Annotated in this window: 5 protein-coding genes; 1 reads left to right on the top strand and 4 read right to left on the bottom strand. The window is 71.3% G+C overall.

Translation table 11 applies throughout. The features are described from left to right. From Q0A33_RS03005 to leuC, 4 genes are all read right to left on the bottom strand, one after another. Nucleotides 1–401: lysophospholipid acyltransferase family protein (locus Q0A33_RS03005; RefSeq protein ID WP_291792886.1), on the bottom strand; the 401-nt coding region annotated here is incomplete at its 3' end. A 38-nt stretch (nt 402–439) separates the two neighbouring features. After that, a complete protein-coding gene (murA, locus tag Q0A33_RS03000; protein ID WP_291792889.1) occupies nt 440–1,768 on the bottom strand; it encodes a UDP-N-acetylglucosamine 1-carboxyvinyltransferase in 1,329 nt (442 codons plus the stop codon). 62 nt (nt 1,769–1,830) lie between these two features. Continuing rightward, a complete protein-coding gene (leuD, locus tag Q0A33_RS02995) occupies nt 1,831–2,427 on the bottom strand; it encodes a 3-isopropylmalate dehydratase small subunit (protein WP_291792883.1) in 597 nt (198 codons plus the stop codon). Between the two features lies 1 nt (nt 2,428). Further along, the gene (gene leuC, locus Q0A33_RS02990; RefSeq protein ID WP_291792880.1) at nt 2,429–3,982 is read right to left on the bottom strand and encodes a 3-isopropylmalate dehydratase large subunit; all 1,554 of its coding nucleotides are present in this window, start codon (nt 3,980–3,982) and stop codon (nt 2,429–2,431) included. 111 nt (nt 3,983–4,093) lie between these two features. On the opposite strand from leuC, the gene Q0A33_RS02985 reads away from it, so the two are divergent. Next, nucleotides 4,094–4,813, top strand: a complete 720-nt coding sequence (locus tag Q0A33_RS02985) for an IclR family transcriptional regulator (protein WP_291792877.1) — start codon at nt 4,094–4,096, stop codon at nt 4,811–4,813. The last annotated feature ends 170 nt before the right edge of the window (nt 4,814–4,983 follow it).

Genomic DNA, 4,983 nt, shown 5'->3' with positions numbered 1-4,983 from the left:
TCCTTGGTGAGGGTGCCCTGCGGGTAGATGACGACGCTCTCCCCCGCCTCCAGCGCCTGCTTGCCGTACTGCAGGGAATCGCCGGCCAGGGCCGAGGCGCGCAGCACCGGGATCTGCCCCATCGCCTTGAGCAGCCTGCCGAGCGGCCCCGTGAAGAGGGAGTCCTTGGCGAGGAAGTGCGGCATCCGCCCCTGCCGCCAGACGGCGATGCCCACGACCACCGGATCCAGCATGGAGGCGTGATAGGGGGCGAAGACGACGGGACCTTCCGGGACGCGTTCCCGGCCCGTCACGGTGGTGCGTGCGAGCAGCCGCGTGAGCACGCGCGCGGCGCGGGCGGCCACAGAACCCACCCGGCGGTGGCCGGCGATGTCCCGGGGTGCGAACCCCGGGTACTGCACCGCCGCGCCGTCATCGGACGGTGAAGGAGCGCCCGCCCTCAACAGCCGCTCGCGTATTCGATGCGCGCGCCCAGGGTGTCGAGCTTCTGCAGGAAGTGCTCGTAGCCGCGGCTGATGATCTCGATGCCGCCCACGTGCGAGGTGCCCTCGGCCGCGAGTGCGGCGACGATGTGCGAGAAGCCGCCGCGCAGGTCCGGCACGACGATGTCCGCGCCGGTGAGAGGCGTGGGCCCGGAGATGACCGCCGAGTGCTTGAAGTTCATGCGGCCGAACCGGCAGGGCGTGCCGCCCAGGCACTCGCGGTAGAGCTGGATGTTCGCTCCCATGCGGCGCAGGGCGTCGGTGAACCCGAACCTGTTCTCGTAGACGGTCTCGTGGATGATGGACACGCCCGAGGCCCGGGTGAGGGCGACGACGAGCGGCTGCTGCCAGTCCGTCATGAAGCCCGGGTGCACGTCCGTCTCCAGGACGATGGAGCGCAGCTCCTGGCCGGGATGGGAGAAGCGGATGCCGTCCTCCCCGACTTCGAAGGTGCCGCCGATCTTGCGGAAGACGTTGAGGAACGTGATCATGTCCTGCTGGCGCGCGCCCTTGACGAAGATGTCCCCGCCGGTGGCGAGCGCTGCCGAGGCCCAGGACGCGGACTCGTTGCGGTCCGGGAGGCTGCGGTGCGTGAATCCGGTCAGCGAGTCCACGCCCTCGATCCGGATCACCCGGGCGGGATCGACCGTGATCGAGGCGCCCATCTTCTGCAGGACCATGACGAGGTCCATGATCTCCGGCTCGGTCGCCGCGTTCTTCAGCTCCGTGACGCCCTCGGCCCGCACCGCGGTCAGCAGCACCTGCTCAGTGGCTCCCACAGAGGGATAGGGCAGCTTGATCTTCGTGCCGCGCAGGCGCTGCGGGGCCTCCAGACGGATGCCGCCGGGGGTCTTGTCCACGACCGCGCCGAACTGCCGCAGCACCTCGAGGTGGAAGTCGATGGGGCGGTCGCCGATCCGGCAGCCGCCCAGATCCGGGATGAAGGCCTGGCCGAGCCGGTGGAGCAGCGGACCGCAGAAGAGGATGGGGATCCGGGACGAGCCCGCGTGCGCGTCGATGTCCACGATCGAGCCCTGCGCCACGTTCGCGGGATCGAGCGTGAGCTCCCCGTCCGCGTGGTCGCCGTCCGGGCCCATCGTCACGTGCACGCCGTGCAGCTCGAGGAGTCCGGTGACGATGTCCACGTCGCTGATCGCGGGCACCCCGCGGAGGACGGAGGGCGTGTCCCCCAGGAGGGAGGCCACCATCGCCTTGGGGACGAGGTTCTTCGCCCCGCGCACCACCACCGTGCCGGTCAGCGGCACACCGCCGTGCACGTCGAGCATATTCGCATCCTCCTCAGGCATGGGTCTCCGGTCGCCGGCTGCGCCGACGACCGAAGAGCATGCTATCGGATGGGCAGGGTGCGGGGCTTGAACGACGGGCGCGAGGCCTCGAACGCGGTGATGTCCGCCTCGTGCTGGAGCGTGAGGCCGATGTCGTCGAGGCCCTCGAGCAGGCGCCAGCGCGTGTAGTCGTCGATCTGGAACGGCACCGTGAGCGTGTCCGCCCTCACCACGCGCTCCACGAGGTCGACGGTCACCTCCGTCCCCGGCTGGTTCTCCAGCACCTTCCAGATGAGCTCGATGTCCGACTGCTCGAGCTGCGCGGCCAGCAGGCCGCCCTTGCCCGCGTTGCCGCGGAAGATGTCGCCGAACCGGCTCGAGAGCACGGCGCGGAAGCCGTAGTCGTGCAGCGCCCACACGGCGTGCTCACGGGAGGAACCGGTGCCGAAGTCCGGACCGGCCACCAGCACGGAGCCGTTCCGGTAGGCCTCGTGGTTGAGGACGAAGTCGTCCTGCTTGCGCCAGCCGTGGAAGAGCGCGTCCTCGAAGCCGGTGCGGGTGACCCGCTTGAGGAAGACGGCCGGGATGATCTGGTCCGTGTCGACGTTGGACCGCCGCAGCGGCACGCCGACGCCGGTGTGGACGGACAGCTTCTCCATCTCAGGACTCCTCGGTGATCGATGCGGTGGCGGATGCGGTGGGGCGGACGCCGCCCGCGACGGTGAGCGGGAGGTTCGCCGGACGCGCCTTCGCCCGGGCGGCGGCCGCGGCCTCGGCGGCACGGGATGCGGCGACCGCCTCCGGATCGGCCGGGGCGAGATCGGCCGGGGTGGACAGCTTGCCGCGCACCGCGGTGGCTGCGGCCACGAGCGGGCTCACGAGGTGCGTCCGTCCGCCCTTGCCCTGCCTCCCCTCGAAGTTGCGGTTGGAGGTCGAGGCGCAGCGTTCGCCCTCGGCGAGCTGGTCCGGGTTCATGCCCAGGCACATGGAGCAGCCGGCGAAGCGCCAGTCCGCGCCCGCCGCGCGGAACACCTCGTCGAGGCCCTCCTCCTCCGCCTGCAGGCGGACCTTCGCGGATCCGGGCACCACCATGAAGCGCATGCCCTCGGCCGCGGTGCGCCCGCGGAGCACGTCCGCGGCGGCCCGGAGGTCCTCGATCCGGGAGTTCGTGCAGGAGCCCAGGAAGACGGTGTCGATGGGGATCTCACGCAGCGGGGTGCCGGGGACGAGCCCCATGTACGCGAGGGCGTTCTCCGCCGCCTCGCGGTCCGTCTCGTCCGCGAAGTCCTGGGGATCCGGGACGTTCGCGGAGATCGGCAGGCCCTGACCGGGGTTGGTGCCCCAGGTGACGAAGGGTTCGATGTCCGCCGCCTGCAGGACGACCTCGGCGTCGAACTCCGCGCCCTCGTCCGTGCGCAGCGAGCGCCAGTACTCGACGGCGGCGTCCCAGTCCTCGCCCTCAGGCGCGTGGGGACGGCCCCTGAGGTACTCGAAGGTGGTCTCGTCCGGTGCGATCATGCCGGCGCGCGCCCCGGCCTCGATCGACATGTTGCAGATCGTCATCCGTGCTTCCATGGAGAGCTTCCGGATCGCCTCGCCGCGGTACTCGAGGACGTAGCCCTGGCCGCCGCCGGTGCCGATCTTCGCGATGATCGCGAGGATGATGTCCTTGGAGACCGAGCCCTCCGGCAGCTCGCCCTCGATGGTGATCGCCATCGTCTTGAAGGGCTTGAGGCTGAGCGTCTGCGTCGCGAGGACGTGCTCCACCTCGCTCGTCCCGATGCCGAAGGCGAGCGCGCCGAACGCGCCGTGCGTGGAGGTGTGCGAGGCGCCGCACACCACGGTGGTGCCGGGCTGGGTCAGGCCCAGCTGCGGTCCCACCACGTGGACGATGCCCTGCTCCGCGTCCCCGAGGGAGTGCAGCCGGACGCCGAACTCCTCCGCATTGGCGCGCAGGGTCTCGATCTGCGTCCGCGAGGTGGGGTCCGGGATCGGCTTGTCGATGTCCTCGGTGGGGGTGTTGTGGTCCTCCGTCGCGATGGTGAGGTCCGTCCGGCGCACGGGGCGGCCGGCGAGGCGCAGCCCCTCGAACGCCTGCGGACTGGTCACCTCGTGGAGCAGATGGAGGTCGATGTAGATGAGGTCGGGATCGCCGTCCTTGCCCTGGCGGACGACATGGTCCGCCCACACCTTCTCTGCGAGAGTCCTGGCCACGGAAGGCCTCCTAACGACGTGGGATGCTCGTGCGTACGGCCTCCCATCCTACGAACGCATTCTGCATGCCGGACTTGCATCTCGACATGCAAGACTTCTAGATTGTGGCCTATGACATCGAACAGCAGCAGCGGCGTCGGCGTCATCGACAAGGCCGCACTCGTCCTCTCCGCTCTGGAAGCGGGGCCCGCCTCCCTGGCGGAGCTCGTCTCGCTCACGGGCCTGGCGCGGCCCACCGCCCACCGCCTCGCGGTGGCGCTCGAGTACCACCGCTTCGTCAACCGCGACCTGCAGGGGCGCTTCGTCCTGGGGCCGCGGCTGGCAGAGCTCTCCTCCGCCGCGGGCGAGGACCGGCTGCTCGCGGCGGCAGGTCCGGTGCTCGCCCACCTGCGCGACCGCACCGGGGAGAGCGCGCAGCTGTTCCGCAGGCAGGGCGACCTCCGGCTCTGCGTCGCGGCCGCGGAGCGGCCCGTGGGCCTGCGCGACTCCGTGCCCGTGGGCGCGACGCTGTCGATGCGCGCGGGATCCGCCGCACAGGTGCTGCTGGCGTGGGAGGAGCCGGACCGCCTCCACACCGGCCTCCGCGGCGCCCGCTTCTCCGCGACGATGCTCTCCGGCGTCCGTCGCCGCGGGTGGGCCCAGTCCATCGCGGAGCGCGAGCGGGGCGTCGCCTCCGTCTCCGCGCCGGTGCGCGGCCCCAGCAACCGGGTGGTCGCCGCGGTCTCGATCTCCGGACCGGTCGACCGCCTCACCCGCCAGCCGGGGCGCCTGCACGCGGAGAGCGTCATCGAAGCCGCGCGCGTGCTGACGGAGGCGCTCACCCGGGGCTGAACCGACGCGAGCCGTGCAACGCGACCTGTGCGAGAGTGTTGTCGCACAGCGTCCACACGAAAGGCAGACCATGACTGCAGCACCCCCTCCCCCGCCGCCCGCCTCCGGGCAGCCCGGACCGGGCCAGCCGTCTCCGGGACAGCCGGGCCCGGGCGCCTACGGCTCAGGAC

It is taken from the genome of Brevibacterium sp. (assembly GCF_022712115.1).
GTDB lineage: Bacteria > Actinomycetota > Actinomycetes > Actinomycetales > Brevibacteriaceae > Brevibacterium > Brevibacterium salitolerans.
The sequence above is the reverse complement of the archived record's forward strand: the minus strand, read 5'-3'. Positions and strand labels throughout refer to the sequence as shown.